The sequence below is a fragment of the Paenibacillus sp. HWE-109 genome (assembly GCF_022163125.1).
Classification (GTDB): Bacteria; Bacillota; Bacilli; order Paenibacillales; family NBRC-103111; genus Paenibacillus_E.
This window is the reverse complement of sequence record NZ_CP091881.1, coordinates 5478115-5495536: the sequence shown is the minus strand read 5'-3', so window position 1 is coordinate 5495536 and position 17422 is coordinate 5478115. Positions and strand designations below refer to the sequence as shown.

At 46.6% G+C, this 17422-nt stretch carries 14 protein-coding genes; all 14 read left to right on the top strand.

All coding sequences use genetic code 11. The features are described from left to right. Positions 1-137: 137 nt before the first annotated feature. Positions 138-1100: a Gfo/Idh/MocA family protein gene (locus LOZ80_RS23410; RefSeq protein WP_238166960.1), complete on the top strand. Its 963-nt coding sequence runs from the start codon at positions 138-140 to the stop codon at positions 1098-1100. Between the two features lie 19 nt (positions 1101-1119). Further along, positions 1120-3246: a TIM-barrel domain-containing protein gene (locus LOZ80_RS23405; protein ID WP_238166959.1), complete on the top strand. Its 2127-nt coding sequence runs from the start codon at positions 1120-1122 to the stop codon at positions 3244-3246. A 104-nt stretch (positions 3247-3350) separates the two neighbouring features. Beyond that, the gene (locus LOZ80_RS23400) at positions 3351-4370 is read left to right on the top strand and encodes a response regulator transcription factor (protein ID WP_238166958.1); all 1020 of its coding nucleotides are present in this window, start codon (positions 3351-3353) and stop codon (positions 4368-4370) included. Beyond that, positions 4367-6175, top strand: coding sequence for a cache domain-containing sensor histidine kinase (locus LOZ80_RS23395; protein ID WP_238166957.1), 1809 nt, complete (start codon positions 4367-4369; stop codon positions 6173-6175). The genes LOZ80_RS23400 and LOZ80_RS23395 overlap by 4 nt, the downstream gene beginning before the upstream one ends. A gap of 155 nt (positions 6176-6330) precedes the next feature. Continuing rightward, positions 6331-8226 (top strand): PrkA family serine protein kinase, encoded by a 1896-nt coding sequence (locus tag LOZ80_RS23390; RefSeq protein WP_238166956.1) that lies wholly within the window; start codon positions 6331-6333, stop codon positions 8224-8226. A 131-nt stretch (positions 8227-8357) separates the two neighbouring features. After that, complete coding sequence (locus LOZ80_RS23385) at positions 8358-8579, top strand: hypothetical protein (RefSeq protein WP_238166955.1); 222 nt, start codon at positions 8358-8360, stop codon at positions 8577-8579. Then, a complete protein-coding gene (locus LOZ80_RS23380) occupies positions 8551-8868 on the top strand; it encodes a hypothetical protein (RefSeq protein ID WP_238166954.1) in 318 nt (105 codons plus the stop codon). The genes LOZ80_RS23385 and LOZ80_RS23380 overlap by 29 nt, the downstream gene beginning before the upstream one ends. 447 nt (positions 8869-9315) lie before the next feature. After that, entirely contained in the window at positions 9316-10455 is a 1140-nt protein-coding gene (locus LOZ80_RS23375) for a glycosyltransferase (protein ID WP_238166953.1), read from the top strand. Between the two features lie 286 nt (positions 10456-10741). After that, on the top strand, positions 10742-10852 hold the full coding sequence (locus LOZ80_RS23370) for a YjcZ family sporulation protein (protein WP_238166952.1): 111 nt from the start codon (positions 10742-10744) through the stop codon (positions 10850-10852). A gap of 356 nt (positions 10853-11208) precedes the next feature. Further along, positions 11209-11301: a YjcZ family sporulation protein gene (locus tag LOZ80_RS23365; protein WP_238166951.1), complete on the top strand. Its 93-nt coding sequence runs from the start codon at positions 11209-11211 to the stop codon at positions 11299-11301. 232 nt (positions 11302-11533) lie between these two features. Further along, positions 11534-12904 carry a flavin monoamine oxidase family protein gene (locus LOZ80_RS23360; protein WP_238166950.1) on the top strand — a complete coding sequence of 457 codons (1371 nt, stop codon included), beginning with the start codon at positions 11534-11536 and terminating at the stop codon, positions 12902-12904. Between the two features lie 211 nt (positions 12905-13115). Further along, the gene (locus tag LOZ80_RS39560) at positions 13116-13385 is read left to right on the top strand and encodes a heterocycloanthracin/sonorensin family bacteriocin (protein WP_443146972.1); all 270 of its coding nucleotides are present in this window, start codon (positions 13116-13118) and stop codon (positions 13383-13385) included. A 166-nt stretch (positions 13386-13551) separates the two neighbouring features. Next, on the top strand, positions 13552-15474 hold the full coding sequence (locus LOZ80_RS23350) for a putative thiazole-containing bacteriocin maturation protein (protein ID WP_238166948.1): 1923 nt from the start codon (positions 13552-13554) through the stop codon (positions 15472-15474). Continuing rightward, a complete protein-coding gene (locus LOZ80_RS23345; RefSeq protein WP_238166947.1) occupies positions 15471-17414 on the top strand; it encodes a TOMM precursor leader peptide-binding protein in 1944 nt (647 codons plus the stop codon). The genes LOZ80_RS23350 and LOZ80_RS23345 overlap by 4 nt, the downstream gene beginning before the upstream one ends. Positions 17415-17422 lie beyond the last annotated feature (8 nt).

Genomic DNA, 17422 nt, shown 5'->3' with positions numbered 1-17422 from the left:
GTCTTTTTGATTAAAATCGTAAAAAATGACATGCCAGCTTAATTTTATCCTATCTGACTGATCGAATAATTCCTATAATGAAGGCAACAAAGCGATGGAGAGGTAAGTATCTCTATGGCAAGGGAGGTAATTTGTCCATGAGGGCTATATTGGTTGGTTTGGGTTCTGCAGGATTCAGCTGGTACAAGCGTCTGCGAGATAGAGGGTTATTGGCAGCTGTTGTTGAGGTGGATCCTACAATGAAGGCGAAGATGAATGACGATCCGTTCCCTTTCTACACGTCACTTGAAGAAGCCTTGCAACAGGAGCAAGCGGACTTTCTGGTTAACGTAACCTCACCAATGATGCACACAACGGTGAACCATGCAGCATTTGATCATAAGCTGGCTGTATTGTGCGAGAAGCCGATTTCGTTTGACTATGAGGAATCGATTGAGGTCGTTGCTCGAGCTGCAAAAGAAAAGCTGCCTTTCATGATCGCCGAGAATTATCGCAGAATGCCTATTATACGTAAGATGAAACAGCTCTTGGAGGAAGGTGTCATCGGCAGCTTATCGTCTATGGATATACAGTTTTACAGATACCATCAGGTTGAGCGGAAATATACCGTACGCATCTTGGATGACATCGGTGTCCACCATTTTGATCTGATTCGTTATTTCTGTGGAAAAGAAGGAAAGCGTGTACAGGCCAAACTATACAACCCGATTAACGGATGGGAAGAAGACGGTGCCAGTATTAATGCTTATGCCTTTCTTGAAATGGAGGGGGGCATCACAGCTGCTTATCACGCCTCGATTGCTTCCAGAGGGAGCGAAACGCCGTGGAGCGGCAATTGGCGGCTTGAAGGCACGGAAGGCGCCATGGAAGTGACAGATAAGCAAATACGTGTGATTCGCGGCGAAGACGTCCAGTTGATTACGGACTTCAGCGGTGTGGATGAAACGGATACGCTGACTGAATTTCTGGCGTCCCTTCAGGAAGGGCGCGAAGCAGAAACGAGCGGCAGGGATTATTTGAAAACCCAAGCGCTTGTCCATTACGCAAAGCTGGCTAGTGAAACCGGTCAAACGCAAGTAATTAAGGTTCCGACGCTATAAGAAGAAAGGAGATTTCGACATGGATACTAAGACATGGCAATTATCAGCACCAGGCGTATGGCGCCTGACGATCAAGAAACCGCAGTCGATCACTCCACTATCGTGGATGAATGTTTCTCCGCAAGAAAAAGCTTTGCAACAAATGCCACAAGTGGCGCCGCCATTCGATTGGGACCGTATTCAGCTTGAGGAAGCTGGGGACAGTCTTATTCTGTCCTTTCCGCTTTATCGCACCGAGAAGTTATATGGGACAGGCCTTCAGTTATTGCGGATGAATCAGCGAGGAAGAAACCGTTATTTACGCGTGAACAGCGATCCTAAACAGGATACGGGTGAAACGCATGCTCCGGTTCCCTTCTATATCAGCGATCTTGGATATGGCGTTTGGGTGGATACTTCGCGGATCGTTACGATGTATTGCGGGTCCACGATGAAGCAGGAGGACACGCAGAGCGAAGAGATTCGCGATCGCAATAGCGATCGGGGATGGCGAGCAACGATGGTCGCTTCACGTGTGGAGATCCGTCTTCCAGCTGAAGGCGCAGACGTCTATGTGTTTGGTGGACCTACGCTTGCGGACGTGGTGTCCAGGTATAATTTATATTGTGGCGGCGGCGTACTGCCTCCGATGTGGGGGCTGGGCTTCTGGCATCGCGTTCCAACGCTATATAGCGAGCAGCAGGTCCTGGAGGAGGCGGAGCAGTTCCGACTTCATGATTTCCCATGCGATGTGATCGGACTGGAACCAGGCTGGCACAGCCAAAGCTATCCGGTTACTTATGAATGGGAGAAGAGCAGGTTCCCTGAGCCTGAGCAATTTGTGAAAAAAATGGAGCAAAACGGCTTTCGCGTGAATCTGTGGGAGCATCCCTTCGTATCCCCAAAGAGCGAGCTGTATGCGGATCTGAAGCCGCTTTCAGGCAGTCATACGGTTTGGGGGGGGCTTGCGCCTGACTACTCCCTGACGGAGGCGGCAAATCTGTACAAAAAGCAGCATGAGCAGCAGCATGTGAACATCGGGGTGTCCGGTTACAAACTGGATGAATGCGACGGCAGTGAATTGACTAACAATTCCTGGATGTTCCCTGGACATGCCAAGTTCCCATCGGGTCTGGACGGCGAACAGATGCGGCAGATGTATGGGCTAATGTTTCAGAAAATGACAGACGATCTGTTTCGCAGTAAAAATCGCAGAACCTACGGACTGGTGAGGGCTTCGAATGCTGCGGCCTCCACGATGCCTTACGTACTTTACTCAGATCTTTATGACCATAAGCAATTTATTCGGGCACTTTGCAATTCTTCATTCAGCGGTCTGCTGTGGACTCCGGAAGTGCGCAGAGCGAGGAATGCTGAAGATTGGGTGCGTCGTATGCAAACCGTCTGCTTCTCCCCTCTGGCCATGCTGAATGCTTGGGGGGATGGTACGAAGCCGTGGTCGTTCCCGGAAGTGGAAGGCGTTGTGCGCCACTATATCAAGCTGCGGATGAGGCTGCTGCCCTATTTATATACAGCTTTCGCCAGATATCGTGAACTAGGCATTCCTCCTTTCCAGGCCATGCCGTTCGTGATCTCTCCTTCTGAGATTGCTGAAGCCGAAGCGAACGCTGTCGAAGCGGAGCAACAGTTGAATACGACAGACGCGGCTTACGGCAAGAAGAAAGTGAGAGAATGGGATGACCAGTATATGGTCGGCGAAGCGCTGTTGGTAGCTCCGCTGGTAGAAGGGGAAGATGAACGAGAGGTGCTGCTGCCAGCAGGTATCTGGTATGGGTTGGAGACCGGGGAGCGCTATACCGGGGGCTGCATCATTCGCGTTCAAGCTGGTTTAGAGCGAATTCCTGTTTTTGTTAAAAGCGGATCTGTCATCCCAATGATGCCTGCTTTGCCGCATGTTCCAGCATCCGGAACGCAGATTCCGCTAGAGCTTGTCCATTTCGGATCGGAGCCTGGCGAGGGACTATTGTACGAGGATGATGGGGAATCCTTCGATTATGAAGCAGGGAAATACACTTGGCGGAAGCTGACGGTTACCCGAAATTCAGATGGCGAGTATGCGGGAGAACTGACAGGAGAAAGTGAAGAATGGTCATTCTACAATTCTATCACTTGGCGTTTCTCCCAAACTCATTTGGAAATGATATAGAGCTTATAGTAGGTGAACGATCTGATTTATCCGTTGTAGAACCTATAGCCGTGAGTTATCATAGTTGAATCAGTCATTTTGAAAAGCGTGAGGAGGGGCTGGACATGCATGTATTGATCGTAGATGATGAACCTGTCATTCGCAGAGGGTTGCTGAAAATGGCGGAATTATACGCACCGGCTTTCTCCAAAATCCAGACGGCCGAGAACGGCGAGGCTGCTTTGGGGTTAATTCGAGCTTCAGAGCCTGATCTTGTGTTGACGGATGTTCGCATGCCCAAAATGGACGGACTGGAGCTATGCAAAATCATTTATGAGGAATTCCCTCATATTAAAACCGTTGTGATTTCCGGCTACAGTGACTTTGAATATGCTCAAAAGAGCGTGAATTATGGTGTCCGACATTATTTGCTCAAGCCAGTCACCAAATCGGATGTCCATGAGATGCTGGACCAATTAATTAAAAAGCCTGCACGCAGCTATATACCGCCTTCCCGTTATATCGAGTGGATCGATCAGATGGAACAGCAAATATGGGCTTTGCAAATAGAGGAACTTAATAGTCTGATGTTACGCTGGCGTGATTATTGCCTGTCTGTCAATGTTTCGCTGGCTCAGTTGAAAGAACTCTTGGACGATTGCAATGGCATTCTTGTAAAACGCCTTCAATCTCGTAGTTACTCGCCTGATTCCGTGCCGGTTCACTTGCAGGCCGATAGTGTGAAAGAAGCCCTTGATACCTTCGAGAAGGGCCTTCATGACATGATCAAAGGGCTGCTTGCCGTCCGAAGCGGCCATTTCAAGGATCCGATGGAAGAGGCCAAAGCCTTTATCGACAGCAATTTGTCCAAAGAAATTACGTTGGATCAAGTCGCGGCGATGGTCGGATTAACCCCGACGTACTTCAGCTCCTTGTTCAAAAAAATAACCCATGAGACCTTTGTTCAGTATCGAATCAATAAACGGATGACGAAGGCCCAAGAGATGCTGGCAATTCCTTATGTACGAATTGTAGACGTAGCAGCGGATGTGGGTTATGACGACTACCCTCATTTTACCAAAACCTTCAAAAAAATTGTTGGCGTTACACCGACTGAATATCGTGCCAGATTAGGTATTAGATGAAGATTAGAGGTTTTACGAAGAAAGTATTCGTTTATTTTATGATTGTTATTATCGTATCGTTAGGCAGTGTAGGCATTTTTTCCTACATGATCACCTCCGGCGAGTTGGAGGAAATGGTAGAAAATCAAATGAATCAAATTGTTGGCAATGCGGTTCACCATACAGATATCTATTTTAAAGATTATGAGCGTTCGATTGTTTCGATATTAACCAATAGACAGGTTATGGAATTCATAGATCTTCCTTCTACTCGGGAAGCTTATGACTTCTATACTTATCGCAATACAATTCGTGAAATTAGTGTGGATCCTTTATTTATACGAAATCCCAAACTAGCTTCCGTCTATTTAATTAGCGATAAGCAAAATGCGGTGTATTACTACAATGGCGTAACCGAACAATCCTTCAATGGGGAGGATATTCGGAAACAAATGGCTTATTTTCTGGCGAATACAAGCGCTGATGGGCAATTAAGCATTCTGAACCATACGATAATTGCTGGACAAGAGAATCAAATGTTGACCATGGTCCGCCGCATTCGTGGATTCACTTCTCCAGAATTAAGCGGCTTGCTTGCCATTGAGATGCGATCTGCCGATTTATCCGCCTTATGGAAAGGGATTGACCTGGGGAAGTATGGCTATCTGTTCATCATTGATGATAATGGCAACTATGTGTATCATCCTGATAGAAAGAAAGTAGGATCGAATGTTCCCGCGGCGTTTGTCGAGAAGTTGAAACAGGCCGACTCCCGGGCCTTTATCGACGCCAGTGAGGGCGATCAACGGATGTATCTAAGCCGCAAATCCGATTATTCGGGTTGGCAGCTCGTCGTCTCCATGCCGCTTCATGAATTGCGCAAACCGCTTTCCAATATTCGATCAACAACGTTGGTCGTCGGGATATTCACACTAGCATTGGCGATTTTACTTGCTTATCGATTCGGGAAATCGATTGCCAAGCCAATTCAGGTGCTCAAATCCGGCATGCGGGAAACGGAGAAAGGGAATTGGGCCACGATCCCCCTTCCTCCCCACCGTGATGAAATTGTGGAGTTGATTGTGCGCTACAACTTGATGGTTAAGCGCCTGTCAGAAGCGGTTGATCGCGTGGTACAGGTGGAGCTAAGCAATTCAGAAATACGAATGGAGCGTCAGAAGGCGGAGTTCCAATCTCTTCAATTGCAAATCAATCCTCACTTTATGTACAACACCTTGGAGACGATTATTTGCTATGCGACTATTCAGGATTCAGAGGAAATATCCGAAATTGTTAAGGCTCTAGCTTATATGCTGAGATATTCCGTCCAGACGAATCTCGAAGAAATTACGGTGGCGAATGAATTAAAGCATGTGCTGTATTATCTGGTCGTACTGAAGCATCGAATTGGTCGGGAATTCGAGATCGATGTTGCGATTAAGCCTGAATTTCTGCTTCATGTCATGGTGCGTCTGACCCTGCAGCCGCTGATTGAGAATGTGTTCCAGCATGCATTTCCGGAAGGCCTGGAAGAATATCACTTAATCCGGATCGATGGTGGCATCAAGGATGGGGTATTTTGGATTAGTGTAGAGGATAATGGAGCAGGCATGCCAGAGGCGAAGCTCAGGCAGATACAAAAGAAATTGAATGCCAACCGGCTGGCAGATGGTGAAATCGATGAGACAGGTGTTAAAGGCGGGATCGGTGTTTTAAACGTACACCGCAGGATTCAAATGGTCTATGGAGAGGCTTATGGACTAAGGGTAGAAAGCTGGCCAGAGCAGGGAACCAAAATGATTATGAGGATGCCTTCAATGACGTGAGGGAACATCCTTGCGATCCTTTCCGTTTATTTCCAAATCCAATTCTCTTGAAAATTTCGGGCAAGTTATGTTCTTTGAGTGCATAGGATTGTAGTACACAATTCACCATCACGAGCTGACCTATATTTTAAAGGCAGCAGTGAAAGGAGGTACCCATGGACATATTCAAAAGAATTTCGGAGCATCGTACGGAGAAGGATTCATTGAGCTGGACCGGTACGTTCGCGGAGTACATAGAATTGCTTCGCACAAATCCTGGGCTCGCCAGAACCGCGCATTCCAGAGTCTATGATATGATTGCATCGCAAGGTATCAATGACCAGTCCGGGCACAAATCCTACAGCTTTTTCAACCAAGAAATTTTCGGTCTGGATCGTGCGATTGAGAAGCTCGTAGAAGAATATTTCCATTCCGCAGCCCGTCGATTGGATGTTCGTAAGCGTATATTGCTGTTAATGGGTCCTGTAAGCGGTGGTAAATCAACCATTGTGACCATGTTGAAGCGGGGGCTAGAGCAATTTGCCAAAACAGACTTAGGGGCTGTCTATGCGATTAAGGGCTGTCCGATGCACGAGGAACCGTTGCATCTCATTCCACTGGAGCTTCGTCCCGAAATCGAACGTGAGCTTGGGGTGAAAATTGAGGGAAGCTTATGCCCGTCCTGCCAGATGCGTTTGAAAACAGAGTATAACGGCTGCATTGAAGACGTCTTGGTCGAACGTGTCTTTATCTCAGAAGAAGGCCGTGTCGGGATTGGAACATTCAGTCCTTCTGATCCTAAATCGCAAGATATCGCTGATCTGACAGGCAGCATTGATTTCTCTACCATCACTGAGTTCGGGTCTGAATCGGATCCGCGTGCCTATCGTTTCGACGGCGAACTGAATAAAGCTAACAGGGGCATCATGGAGTTTCAGGAAATGTTGAAATGCGATGAAAAGTTCCTCTGGAACTTGCTGTCGCTCACCCAGGAGGGCAATTTTAAAGCAGGCAGGTTCGCATTGATTAGCGCCGATGAACTGATCATTGCCCATACCAATGAAACGGAATATAAGTCATTTATTTCGAATAAGAAAAATGAGGCGCTGCAGTCACGGATGATCGTCATGCCGATTCCTTATAATTTAAGGGTCACAGATGAAGAGAAAATCTATGCCAAGCTGATCAGTCAAAGCGATATGTCGCACATTCACATCGCTCCTCATGCGTTAAGGGATGCAGCGATTTTCTCCATCCTTACGCGATTGAAAGAAACGAAGAAACAAGGCATGGATTTGGTCAAAAAAATGCGGATGTACGACGGAGAGATCGTCGAAGGCTACAAAGAGGCCGATCTGAAAGAAATGCAAAATGAGTTCCAGGAAGAAGGCATGAGCGGCATTGATCCGCGTTATGTCATTAACCGGATTTCGAGTGCTTTGATTCGGCAAGATCTTCAGTGCATTAACGCATTAGATGTTCTGCGGGCGCTCAAAGATGGCTTAGACCAGCATCCGTCGATTACCAAAGATGAGCGGGAACGTTACCTGAACTTCATTTCGGTAGCGCGCAAAGAGTATGATGATATTGCGAAGAAAGAAGTGCAGAAAGCCTTCGTCTATTCCTTCGAGGAATCAGCCAGAACGATTTTTGACAACTACCTCGATAATATCGAAGCTTACTGTAATTGGGGGAAAATCAAAGACCCGCTGACTGGTGAGGAAATGGATCCGGATGAGCGACTGATGCGTTCAATCGAAGAACAAATTGGCATTTCTGAAAATGCGAAGAAAGCATTCCGCGAAGAAATTCTGATCCGGATATCTTCGTATTCCCGCAAGGGGCGGAAGTTTGACTACAGCAGCCACGAACGACTGCGCGAAGCCATTGAGAAGAAGCTTTTCGCGGACTTGAAGGATATTGTGAAAATTACAACCTCCTCCAAAACACCGGATGAAAAGCAGTTGAAGAAAATTAATGATGTAACAAAGCAATTGATCGATGAGCACGGTTATTGCCCGGTATGTGCGAATGAATTACTGCGTTATGTGGGCAGCTTGCTGAATAGATAATGGCGTTAAGGGACTTAAGAGGGACGCCTCTTAAGTCCTCTTTTGCATGAAATGAGCAATACTTCGTCTGCACCAAATCTATCAATCTCTCATATCCTATACCATCAGCGAATAAGGAGGTGGAGTAGACTATGATAGGAAACTCGATGAAAAAAACAGCTTCATTCCTCGCATTTCTAGTGAGTTTTCTAGCTTTAATCATGACATGGGAGATGAAGCTGCTGTCCAATATGGGGGGAATATTCGTAGCAGGTTTAAGCTTCGTTGCAGCCATTCTGATGTGGCTGGACGCCCATGATTCGTTGCAAGGAGTTGGCCAAAAGGATGCAAGGCGAACAAAAGCCGATCAATGATCGGCCCGAGGACAGATCCCCCCAGAATAAATCCAAAGAAACTTCGAGATGGTCAGACATTCTAGGATTCGGCAAAATGTTGGACAAACTTCCTCTATACAAACTATCAGCTCGCATGGCCTACTGCATGTTTTTTGATTTGGTCCTTCTCCTGTTCGTGCTAGTGCTCCGCGCATCTGGAACTCAGGTGAATGATTTTCCGAATGCCTGGGATTTTCGCTTTATTGTGGTCACCACGATTTTAGTCTTTTGGGCAGGTCTCAGTGATGTTTGGAAAGGAAAAAAGTAGCAAGAAGACTTGAAACAAGCTCATTTTCCGCAAACCATTCACCAAATAGGCACTCGCACATTACTAGCCGCCATATCCTCCGAGTTATCCTGGCATCTAGATAATAGCATGGAGACACATAGAAACCGAGAAAATCTGCTGATGCAGAAAATTTCTCGGTATTCTTCTATTTGCTGCCTAAAATGAGGTGGAAAGTGTACAAATATTTATCAAATATTTATCAAATATTTATCTAATCTTAATCTAAGTATAGGAATTGCAAGAAATTCATGCTACAATTTTAAATAGATAGCGTTTACATTCTATGACATTTTGTTAACTTATCCCCCCTATTTTACCTATATTAAGTAAAAAAATATCCAGTATTTATTGATTTATATATATATCTGGGGATTGTTTTTAACATGTTGTTGGTTCATATTCATAACTCAAGTAGGGGGAATGGCTTTGAGCAGTCGCCCATTAAGGATATTGCATCAAATTAGTCATATGAATCAGGATAGTGCACAAAGCTTTATTATGAAGGTATATCGGAATATGGACCGATCCAAGGTTCAATTCGATTTTGTGGTCCATACGCAGAATCCTTCCGATTATGACGAAGAAATACGCGCTTTGGGCGGACGGATTTTTCATCTTGGGAAACCCTATCACGCAGGCCGGTTCGGATATTTGTTTGATTTGAAAGCGATTATTCAACAAGAAGGACCTTTTCAAGCGATACATAGTCATAATATGGATGCAAGTGGATTTACTTTATTGATCGCCAGATTTCTTGGCATTCCCATTCGCATTGCACATAGTCATAGCTTAAGGGAAGCTACTTTTTCGATTTCACAAAATAAGATGTCCCGTTGGTTTAAGAAGAATATGATTCGACGTCTGGCTACAAGTTGGGTTGGAAGCTCGCAGACGGCTAGCCAAGCACTATTTGGATTCCAATGGATGAACGATAAACGAGGTAAAATGCTGCGCAATGGCATTGATCTTAGTCTCTATACCAACCGAATAACAACGTGTGTCTCGCTTCGTGAGCAGCTGAAGATTCCGCTGGATGAGCCGATTGTTGGCCATATTGGGCGTTTTAGTGCTGTGAAGAATCACCGATATCTGATCGAAGTTTTTGAAGAACTGCTGTACCGGCTCCCGAATGCGCGGCTGATTCTGATTGGTGATGGGGCTTTGCGTCCGCAAATTGAGGCGATTCTTGAGCAAAAGGGAATTCAGAACCGCGTTCATTTACTTGGCATACGGGAAGATATTGCCGAGCTCCTTCAGGAGATTGATGTGCTCGCGCTGCCCTCTTTTGAAGATGGTCTGCCGATGATATTAATTGAAGCGCAAGCGGCAGGTGTTCCTTGTGTGGTTTCGGATGCTTTGCCAGATGAGGCTAATCTGAAGGCCGGTTTTTTCGCTTTCTTGAGTTTGGAGCAAGACGCAGCCATATGGGCCCAGTGGTTATTGAAAGCGATTCGCAGTGACAGGGCTTCAGAAGAGATCAGGATTCGAGCGGTCCAACAAGCCGGATATGATATTAAAGAGGCTGCAACCGAGTTAGAGGGCGTATATATGGCTCAGATCGGTTAGGCAAAGCTAAAGTTCAGGGCTCAGCTGCATACATAAAAAAGAGAAATCCTTCAGCTCCAGAGTAATCGTGGAGTTGGAGGATTTTTGGCATTCAAATGTAACCAAAACCGATGTTCAAACAAGCAGACGATAGAAATTTTTCAAAGGAACAGCCTCCTACTAGGTGATTATTAGTACTGTTTGATCCCAATCTCAAAACAGGCTTTTGATAACCTACATTTGTCCAATACATTTTAATGCCATTAAAATACAATAGACTATCTGATAAAGAAGGGAGCTAATCAGAATGGGTTATACTGCAGGAGGCTGTTATAGCGGTGGTGTGGGTACAAGTACGGCTATTGTCTTGGTTCTTTTTATCCTTTTGGTTATCATTACTAGTGCGTTTGTATGGTAATTGATATCACATCTCAAGTTTTGTAAGAGAATGCAACACTAAGGGGTGATAAAATTGTCCATTGACAAAAATCGGCTAAAATCCCTCACGGGTAAACATGTTTACGTGATGACACAACAAGGGCAAGTCTTAGAAGGCATTTTGCATAAGAGCACCCATGACAAAATCTATCTTCGTTCAAATGCCAAACCCCTGAGTACAAGTGCATTTACACCATTCAGTCCATTCTTCAACCCTTTTACTCCACTTGTTCTTTTTGATTTGTTGGCCATTGAGGAGTCCCCCTTTTTCTTTCAAAGGAGCCCGTTTTTCTTTTGAAAAAAAAGAATGAATTTCAAATTTAAGGAGTGACTAATATGGGATATGCAGCAGGGATTGGTACTAGTTCAGCAGCAGTATTGGTTCTATTTATCTTATTGGTTATTATTACTATGACATTTGCAATATGATAGAGATAGTTTCAAAGAAACAAACAAGCAAGCGCTGCAGCGTCTTGCTTGTTTGTTTTTGAGGTAACACTGCAATGTTGCGACAGCTTAGTGGGGGAGCTTGCTTCAGGCAGCTCCTCTATTGTTTTATTGAGGTAACGGACAGCATAGAATAATACAAAGTATCTAGAAAGTAAAGGATTATAAGCACACATGATGTATATAAAAGTAATATTTGGAGGAATCGGATTTTATGTTAATAGGTCGTTTTCCTGAGCGAATTGTAGTTATTGGGGCAGGGATGGCGGGTTTGGTATGCACTTTGGAGCTTATGAAACAAGGATATAACGTGCGTTTATTAGAGGCAAATAGTCAACCGGGTGGTCGCATATACACAATGCGGGATCAATTTGCTGACGGATTATTTTGCGAAATGGGGGCTGCGTTCATTGGAGCGCATCATTTTCTCACATTGCATTATGCCCAGCAAGCCGGAGTCCAATTAATAAATTTACCAGCCCCAAATGGAAGTTTGTCATATATCAACGGGAGATTAATCATAGATTCTCCGGCTGAACCTGCCTGGTGGCCTGTTTCACTTACAGCTGAGGAAAGGACTTTAGGATATGCGGGAATGCTGGAAAAGTACCTTAAGCCGGGGCTTAACGCGACGGGAGATCCTTCTTTGCCGGGCTGGCCCACAAAACAAGCGGTACTGCTAGATTCTATGACAATGGAAGAATATCTTAAAAGCCAAGGAGCTTCTTCGGGTGCGATTAAGTTGTTTGAAATCGGATATATGCAGATGTTAGGTGATGGTATTCGCAAAGTATCTGCGTTACAGCGACTGCTTGACTTAAAAATGGCCAGTTCCGGAAGAAATACACAAACTATAGCAGGTGGAATGGATCAATTGCCGAAAAAGCTTGCCCTTACAATTGGTTCTAATATCAGCTATGGATGTGCTGTGACGCATATTGAACATAGTAATAAAGGGGTAACGATCCAATATACAAATTCTGGCGAAGTGTTCACGATCTGCTGTGATCGGGTCATTGTGGCCATTCCCTCTACAGTCCTGCGTACAATTCATTTTTCCCCGCCACTTAGCAAAGAAAAAAATGATGTCATTCAAAACCAACTTTCCACTTCCGTTACGCGTACCGTCATACAAAGCCGAACTAGATTCTGGAACAACTTAAGTTCCTTTACTACAGTAAATACGGATCTGAAAATTGGATGGTTGCTTGATGCTACATTCACTCAAACGACATCAAGGAGGGGGCTAATTTGTTCGTACTCCTCCGGTGAATCGGCGCGAGAACTATCTAAAGCTGGTAATTTTCATTCAGCTGTATCAGAAATCAAACAGGTGCTTCCTGAACTGTCGCATTATTATGAAGGTGGGACGGTCTTTTCTTGGGATCATAATCCTTACTCCCGAGGTGCATATGCTTGGTATAAGCCGAAACAGATGAATCGAATGCTCCCAACACTGTCTGCCGAACAAGGTAGGATTTACTTTGCTGGCGATAGTACGAGTCTTTTTCCCGGTTGGATTGAAGGTGCGATCTCTTCTGCGTTACGAGCTGTAAATCAAATTATTTCAAGTAGACTAAGTTAAATCAACAAAAACGAAAAGCAAAAGGAGCTCAGCCGAATTGAACTTGGCTAGGCTCCTTTTTGTCCTGAAAATTCACAATGAAATAGGCATTTTAATCAGTAACAAGTGCGGAGCTGAGTTCATATGTTGTCATGGAGTAGTCGAATAATTGGCTGAATTCACAAAGAGTATGATGCCGACACAACTATCTATTAAACGGAGGTTTTCGTAAATGAATGAATTCCAAAATGATCTTCAGAATTTGACGGTTTCCGAGTTCACAGCAAGTGAGGTGACACCTTGGAACGTACAAAGCCAGCAAGATGCTAGGTTATGCGTCTTCTTTTGCACGAACTGTACCAATTGCTTTACGTGTACCAATTGCTTTAACTGCACGAATTGTTTTAACTGTTCCAATTGCACCAGTTGCTTCCGATGCTCGAACTGTCATAACTGTCAAAACTGTCACAACTGTCATAACTGCCATAACTGCCACCGCTAAGGATATTGAATTGTTTCTTGCCGATAGAGAAAAGCCCCTACAGCAAACTAGGCCATTGCTGCAGGGGCTTTCTTAAAGAATAAGACATGAGGGACAATTAGCTGTACATAAGATTACATGTGAAGAGTTTGAGCAGATTGAGAACAGCTTCCGGAGGAGGAGTAGAATGGCAAATTTGAACCCTTCGATGCGACTGAAGATGAAAAGGGATACGTTTTTTCTCCCTGATCCAAATGGTAGTGTGTATTTTCGAAACAACGTAAGTTCGTTCCGTATGGAAGGCGCAGGGATCGATCGGTGGATTGAGAAATTGATACCGATATTCAATGGGGAGCATAGGTTGAAGGATTTGACAGACGGATTGCCGGACCAACACCGGAAGCAGGTATATGGAATTGCAGAAATGTTGTATCGTAATGGGTTTGTTCGGGACACGAGCCAAGACACTCCACATCTATTGTCTGAAGAGATTCTTCAAAAGTATGCTTCTCAAATTGAATTTTTGGACCATTTCGGTAATTCGGGTGCGTACCGGTTTCAGTCGTATCGGCAGTCTAAGGTATTGACGGTCGGTTCTGGCCCCTTTCTGATCTCGGTCATTTCCGCGCTGCTTGAATCCGGTTTGCCCAAGTTACACGTGCTGGTCTCGGGCTCAGAGCTGACCGATCGGCAACGGATGCTAGAACTCGCGGCACATGCCCGTAAAACGGACCCCGAGGTAGTCATCGAGGAGATTACTCTGCAAACCGAGGGGAATCGTAATTGGCGGGAGGCTGTAAGGCCGTTTGATTCGGTTTTATTTGTGTCACAGGAGGGAGATATCGAGGAGCTGCGGGCTCTTCATGCGGTGTGCAGGGAGGAGAAGAAGGTGTTTCTTCCTGCAGTTTGTCTGAAGCAGGCGGGTATGGCGGGTCCTCTTGTACATCCGGACTCTGAGGGCTGCTGGGAGTCAGCGTGGCGCAGCGTACACGAATCTGCGATTTCTAAAGACCCAGAGCTGCACACCTTCTCTTCCACAGCGGGAGCTCTGTTAGCGAACGTGATCGTGTTTGAATTATTAAAAAAGATTAGTGGATTGAACGATTCGGAACAAAGTGATCCGTTCTATCTGCTTAATCTAGAGACTCTGGAAGGAAAATGGCATTCGTTCGTACCCCATCCGCTTGTGAACGGGCGTACCGCTGTTGAACGGATTCACGATTTCGAATTGCAGCTCGAGCGGAAATCAAGCAAAAGTGAGACCGGATTGCTTCCTTACTTTGGCCGGTTGACATCTGCGGAATCCGGAATTTTTCATATTTGGGAGGAGGGAGACTTAAAACAACTGCCTCTCTCTCAGTGTCGAGTTCAGGCAATCGATCCATTATCCGAAGGGCCGACTACGCTGTTGTCGGACATTGTATGTACCGATCTGACTCATGAGGGAGCTCGGCGGGCAGCAGGGTTGTCTGGAATTGAAGCGTATGTGTCGCGAATGGCACGCCTTTTCGTCTCAGAACCGCAGGAATTTATCGGCATCGGAGCGGGAGAAACGTTTGCGGAAGGCATAGGTCGGGGGTTGCTTAGGTGTCTGGCTGAGGAGATGGGCAAGCAATTGGCGAGTCAGGTGTCGTCTGTCTCTCGAGTACATTTGTCTGCCATAGAGGATAAACGCTGCCAGTTTTATTTGCAGGCTTTGACGACGATGAAGGCAGAGCCGATGATTGGCTTGGGAGAGGCCGTTTGCGGATTCCCTGTGGTATGGGTCGGTACGGATGACCGCTGGTATGGCGGTGTAGGTTTGAATGTAACATTTGCGTTGCGGGATGCATTGCAACAAGCTCTGTTGAAGGCACAAAACCAACCGGCTAGTTTCACATCGCAAGTGTTGGAGGTTTCGTCTGTGCGTCTGGCAGAAAAGATTCCGCATAACCTTGAGATCCCATCCTGTGAAGCTGCGATAGAATCGGATGTTTTGCAGTCCGCCTTGCAGGTCTTGAAACGGAACCATAAGCGGCTCTTGGTCTTCGATCTGGCAGTAGAACCATTTTTGAAAGAGGAAATGGCAGGAGTATTTGGCGTGTTGCTGCGAGAGGAGGGAACCCGGTGAGCGCCATCGTTATGATTGTGGGAGACGGGGAGTTGGCGGACTGCGTATACGAAGAACTATCAGCCCAATTCAAGATCGTACGTCAAATGGATTTCGAAGCAGGAGTGCCGGCAGCGGTGGATTTGGCATTGGTGCTGCACGATGCTTGGCATCCTTACGTTCATCAAAAGGCGGAAGAACTGCTGCAGCCAGCCGGCATCCCATGGTTGCGCGGCTTCGTTGCATTTGGCGAGGGCGTGATCGGACCTCTGGTAACACCGGGTTCACAAGGGTGCTCCCAGTGTGCAGATACGCGACGCCTCATGGCGGGACGCGACCGTAGGGAGATGCGTGCGCTGCAGCGGAGTCTTGCGGCGCAAGGGGGAATACCACGCGATGCATGGGCTTCGCGTACGGGACTCTTCCAAGTAGCCCATCTGCTAGTGGCAGAGGCGCGGAGGATATTGCAAGACAAACCGGGTCACTTAGCAGAGAGAGTGCTTATGATCAACCTGAAAACGCTGGAGAGCACAGTTCACTTCTTTCTCCCTGACCCGCTATGTCCGGTTTGCAGTCGATTGCCTGACGATTCGTCGGCATCAGCCCGCATTTCACTGCAGCCAAGTCCTAAGATCAGCTTGGACAGTTACCGCTCCCGACCGATGGATGATTTGAAAAAAGTCCTGACCAAAGACTATTTGGATAGCCGGACCGGCTTTATGAATGAGAAAATGATTGACCTTGCGTCGCCATTTGCCGATGTAAGCGTGAATCTACCGTTGATCGCTGAGGATGTGGGGACGGCAGGTCGGACTCATTCCTATGCGGCGAGCGAGTTGACCGCCATTTTGGAGGGATTGGAGCGGTACTGCGGTATGGTGCCCCGAGGCAAACGAACGGTAGTCCATGGCAGCTTCCGCGATCTGCAAGATCAAGCGCTTGACCCCGTCAAGGTAGGGGTGCACGCGCAGGAACAGTACGCACAGCCGGGATATCCGTTCACTACGTTCGATCCTGACCGCCTCATCGATTGGGTGTGGGGCTATTCGTTTTTGCAAGAGCGTCCGATTCTCGTTCCGGAACAGCTCGCTTATTACGGCATGGGCTGCGGGCATGGTTTCGTGTCCGAATCTTCCAACGGATGCGCATTAGGTGGAAGCATGGAGGAAGCTATCTTTTACGGAATAATGGAAGTTGTGGAGCGAGATTCGTTTCTGATGACTTGGTATGCGCAGCTGCCTCTCTCACGCATTGACCCTTATTCCGCAAACGACCGGGAATTGCGGCTGATGATCGATCGTATGCGAGCTGTGGCAGGGTTTGATGTATATTTCTACAACTCGACGATGGAGAACGGGATTCCAAGCGTTTGGGGGGTAGCAAAAAACAGGAAACAAAATGGAGTGAACCTCATCTGTGCGGCCGGAGCTCATCCTGATCCGGTACGGGCGGTGAAAGGTGCGGTTCACGAGTTGGCCGGCATGGTTCTGAATCTTGATAAGAAATTTGAGGAGAACCGCGAGGCGTATGTTCGGATGCTTCACGACTCCTCCCAGGTGCAGCAGATGGAAGATCATTCATTGTTATACGCTTTGCCGCAAGCGGAGGAGCGCTTGCAATTTCTGCTGGATGAAAATCGCCCGATGCGAACGTTTGAAGAGGAATTCAAGCGGGAGGCTAGGCATGCTGATTTAACGGACGATCTGAAAGATGTTCTTCAGGTGTTCCGCCGATTGAATCTTGATGTAATCGTCGTTGATCAGTCAGCGCCGGAAATTATTCGAAATGGACTGCATTGTGTGAAAGTGCTGATCCCGGGGATGCTGCCGATGACATTCGGTCATCAGTTTACCCGCGTGGCAGGGCTGGAGCGGGTTTTGAGGGTACCGATGGAGCTTGGGTATGCCAAACAGCCGCTGAGTCTGGAACTTCTCAATCCATACCCGCATCCATTTCCATAGCAGGAGGG

What these genes read in the sequence shown, in the direction of transcription:
- LOZ80_RS23410 (WP_238166960.1), top strand. Translation starts at nt 138, where the DNA reads ATGAGGGCTATATTGGTTGGTTTGGGTTCTGCAGGATTCAGCTGGTAC.
- LOZ80_RS23405 (WP_238166959.1), top strand. Translation starts at nt 1,120, where the DNA reads ATGGATACTAAGACATGGCAATTATCAGCACCAGGCGTATGGCGCCTG.
- LOZ80_RS23400 (WP_238166958.1), top strand. Translation starts at nt 3,351, where the DNA reads ATGCATGTATTGATCGTAGATGATGAACCTGTCATTCGCAGAGGGTTG.
- LOZ80_RS23395 (WP_238166957.1), top strand. Translation starts at nt 4,367, where the DNA reads ATGAAGATTAGAGGTTTTACGAAGAAAGTATTCGTTTATTTTATGATT.
- LOZ80_RS23390 (WP_238166956.1), top strand. Translation starts at nt 6,331, where the DNA reads ATGGACATATTCAAAAGAATTTCGGAGCATCGTACGGAGAAGGATTCA.
- LOZ80_RS23385 (WP_238166955.1), top strand. Translation starts at nt 8,358, where the DNA reads ATGATAGGAAACTCGATGAAAAAAACAGCTTCATTCCTCGCATTTCTA.
- LOZ80_RS23380 (WP_238166954.1), top strand. Translation starts at nt 8,551, where the DNA reads ATGCAAGGCGAACAAAAGCCGATCAATGATCGGCCCGAGGACAGATCC.
- LOZ80_RS23370 (WP_238166952.1), top strand. Translation starts at nt 10,742, where the DNA reads ATGGGTTATACTGCAGGAGGCTGTTATAGCGGTGGTGTGGGTACAAGT.
- LOZ80_RS23365 (WP_238166951.1), top strand. Translation starts at nt 11,209, where the DNA reads ATGGGATATGCAGCAGGGATTGGTACTAGTTCAGCAGCAGTATTGGTT.
- LOZ80_RS23360 (WP_238166950.1), top strand. Translation starts at nt 11,534, where the DNA reads ATGTTAATAGGTCGTTTTCCTGAGCGAATTGTAGTTATTGGGGCAGGG.
- LOZ80_RS39560 (WP_443146972.1), top strand. Translation starts at nt 13,116, where the DNA reads ATGAATGAATTCCAAAATGATCTTCAGAATTTGACGGTTTCCGAGTTC.
- LOZ80_RS23350 (WP_238166948.1), top strand. Translation starts at nt 13,552, where the DNA reads ATGGCAAATTTGAACCCTTCGATGCGACTGAAGATGAAAAGGGATACG.